Here is a 3,217-nt window from a genome sequence, read left to right on the forward strand (position 1 = left end):
CTCGCACTCTGGGCGGAGGCGACGGGCGACGACGCGTTGAGAGATCGGGCGACCTGGATGCTGTCGGCCGAAGCGTTCGCCGCACGCACCCTGTGGCTCGAACCCGACCTGTCGGGCATTCCCGGTGCCACCGATTTTGCGCACGGCATGGTGTCCCTCACCTGGGGCGGCAAGCGCGACTATGCGACGTGGTTCAGCGCCGAGCCATCCGCGATCCTCGGGATTCAGTTGATCCCGGTGTCACCGATCGGGTACGCGTATCTCGGCGAGAATCCCGAGCGCGTCGACCAGAATGTGGCCGAGGCTGGCGGCGCGAGTGCCTTCACCGGCGCCCTGGGTGACTACGTCCTCGCCTACGCCGCGCTCGGCACCGGCGATGCGGCAGCGGAGGCTTCGGAGGCTCTCGCCGCGCTTCCGGACAGCGCCATCGACCCCGGAAATGCGCGCTCCCTTCTGCTGGCGTGGCTGGCGGCACTGCCCGGATAGGGGATGAATCGCCCGGAAGGTGATGCGTCCCGCCCTCCACCGTCCGGGGTAATGTGTCCGTCGTGAGCACCGGAGCCATCCCCACGCAAGCGTTCTCGATGAAGAGCCCCTTCGGGAGACGGGCGGTGGGGCTCTCCATAGCGGCGGCGGTCGGCGGATTCCTCTTCGGCTTCGATTCGTCGGTCATCAACGGCGCTGTCGCGTCCATCGAGAATCAGTTCGGCCTCAACGCGGTCGTCACGGGATTCGTCGTCGCGATCGCGCTCCTCGGCTGCGCCTTGGGCGCGGTGCTCGCCGGAGTCCTCAGCGACCGGTGGGGTCGCCTGCGGGTCATGATGATCGGCGCCGTGCTGTTCTTCGTCAGCGCCATCGGTTCCGGACTCGCCTTCAGCGCGGTCGACCTCACGATCTGGCGCTTCATCGGGGGCCTCGGCATCGGAATCGCCTCCGTCGTTGCGCCGGCCTACATCGCCGAGGTCGCGCCACGACAGATCCGCGGCACGCTCGGCTCGCTCCAGCAGTTGGCGATCACCCTCGGAATCTTCGGCGCCCTGCTCTCCAACGCCGTTCTCGCGGGCGTTGCCGGTGGCGCCTCGTCACAACTGTGGTTCGGTCTTGAGGCGTGGCGGTGGATGCTGCTCGTCGAGGCCGTTCCCGCGCTCGTTTATGGCGTGCTGGCGTTCACGATGCCCGAATCCCCCCGCTTCCTCATCGCGAAAGGACGCTACGACGAGGCCCGCGCGGTTTACGCACGCCTCGTCCCCGAGGCCGACCTCGAGCAGACCATGCGCGAGCTCGACCAGAAGATCCAACAAGACAAGAAGTCTCGGGGCGTCTCGCTCCGCGGCAAGGCGCTCGGCCTTCAGCCGATCGTCTGGACCGGCATCATCCTGTCGGTGTTCCAGCAGTTCGTCGGCATCAACGTGATCTTCTACTACTCGACGACACTGTGGTTGGCCGTGGGCTTCACCGAGCAGAACTCGCTGCTGATCGGCGTGATCACCTCCGTCACCAACGTGGCGGTGACGATCGTGGCGATCGTGCTGGTCGACCGCGTCGGTCGCAAGCCGATCCTGCTGACCGGGTCGGTGATGATGGCGGTCTCGCTCGGCACCATGGCCCTCGCGTTCGCCTTCGCCGAGACGGTCGATGGAGAGGTATCGCTTCCCGGCGCGTGGGGGCCGATCGCGCTGGTCGCCGCGAACCTCTTCGTGATCGGGTTCGGTGCTTCGTGGGGCCCGCTCGTGTGGGTGCTCCTCGGTGAGATCTTCCCGAGCCGCATTCGCGGCAAGGCCCTCGGCGTGGCGGCGGGTGCGCAGTGGATCGCCAACTTCCTCATCACCGTGAGCTTCCCGGCGATGTCCGGATGGTCGCTACCGCTCACGTACCTGATTTACGCGGTGTTTGCGGCCCTGTCGTTCTTCTACGTGCTGCTGCGCATCCCCGAGACCAAGGGCATGGAGCTCGAGCAGACCGAGACGCTGTTCACCGCGGCGGCCGACGACCGCGCGGCCGCGAAGGCCGCCCGCGCCCGCTGAGGGGAGTGCCGCCCCGCTCCGCTGTCACTCATCGACCCTCCGCCGGGTCGGATAGGTCGATCTGCGACAGCGGAGCCCCGGTTGGTTACGGGGTGAAGGGGCCGTAGGCGGCGAGCGTGTTGTCGGCGACCTGGGTGCACAGCTCGTCGATCTCAACCCCCAGCTCGGCAGCCATGAACCGAACGGTGACCGGGATCAGGTACGGCGCGTTCGGGCGGCCCCGATGCGGCACGGGGGTCAGGAACGGGGCATCCGTTTCGACTAGGATCCGCTCGCGCGGGGTGACCGCGAGCGCGTCACGCAGGTTCTGCGCGTTCTTGAACGTGACGTTGCCCGCGAACGAGAGATAGTACCCGCGGTCCGCGGCGATGCGCGCCATGGCGTCGTCGCCCGAGAAGCAGTGGAACACCGTGCGGTCGGGCGCGCCGACCCGCTCGAGCGTCTCGAGGACGGCGTCGTGGGCGTCGCGATCGTGGATCTGCATCGCGATGTCGTGCTTCTTCGCGAGCGCGATGTGCGCCTCGAAGCTCTCGAACTGCGCGGGCAGGCCCGCCTCTTCGGTGCGGAAGAAGTCCAGGCCCGTCTCACCGATGGCGCGCACGCGCGGCTGGGCCGCGAGCTCGTCGATGACGGCGATCGCTTCGTCGAGCCGACCGGCGACCGCGTAGGCCGGCGCCTCGTTCGGGTGGATCGCGACGGCTGCGAGCACGCGCGGGTGTGACTCCGCGGCCCACGCCGACCACCGGCTCGACTCGATGTCGCCCCCGGCCTGCACGACACCGATCACGCCGACCTCGCCGGCGCGCTCGAGCTGTTCGTCGAGGGTCAGCCCCGTCTCGCCGTCCGCGATCTCGAGATGACAGTGGTTGTCGTACACCGCGACGGCGAGAGGTTCGGGAGCATCCGGATAGCGGATGTCTTTCCGCCCCTCCTGCGTGCGCTCACGCACGTACTGTGACGGGTCGCTCACACGCTCTGCTCGACGCGCGGGAACAGCGGGGCCAGGCCGTTGACACTCGTGCCCGGACGGAGGATGCCCCAGGCTCCGGCCTCGCGGATCGGCTGATCGCGCAGACGCCCGAGGCTCTCGGCCGCGCCGAGCGCGATCCAGAGCTTCTCGGTGGATTCGGGAGTGACCGGCGAGAGCAACACGGCAAGCGCGCGCAGCCCCTCGACGGCCGTGTACAGCACGG

At 68.4% G+C, this 3,217-nt stretch carries 3 protein-coding genes and 1 pseudogene; 2 read left to right on the forward strand and 2 right to left on the reverse strand.

All coding sequences use genetic code 11. The features are described 5' to 3' along the window. The coding region (locus tag MIC448_RS12500) for a glycosyl hydrolase (protein WP_036300224.1) at nucleotides 1-486 on the forward strand (486 nt) is incomplete at its 5' end. Nucleotides 487-584: 98 nt separating this feature from the next. Further along, a complete protein-coding gene (locus MIC448_RS12505; RefSeq protein ID WP_051513794.1) occupies nucleotides 585-2,024 on the forward strand; it encodes a sugar porter family MFS transporter in 1,440 nt (479 codons plus the stop codon). A gap of 85 nt (nucleotides 2,025-2,109) precedes the next feature. On the opposite strand, the gene MIC448_RS12510 is transcribed toward MIC448_RS12505, so the two are convergent. Together MIC448_RS12510 and MIC448_RS12515 are read right to left on the reverse strand one after the other, a co-directional pair. Next, nucleotides 2,110-2,994, reverse strand: a complete 885-nt coding sequence (locus tag MIC448_RS12510; protein ID WP_036300229.1) for a TatD family hydrolase — start codon at nucleotides 2,992-2,994, stop codon at nucleotides 2,110-2,112. After that, nucleotides 2,991-3,217: pseudogene (locus MIC448_RS12515) on the reverse strand (methionine--tRNA ligase); the annotation flags it as partial. The pseudogene MIC448_RS12515 and the gene MIC448_RS12510, both read right to left, overlap by 4 nt.

The sequence above is a fragment of the Microbacterium sp. C448 genome (assembly GCF_000582705.2).
Lineage (GTDB): Bacteria > Actinomycetota > Actinomycetes > Actinomycetales > Microbacteriaceae > Microbacterium > Microbacterium lacus_A.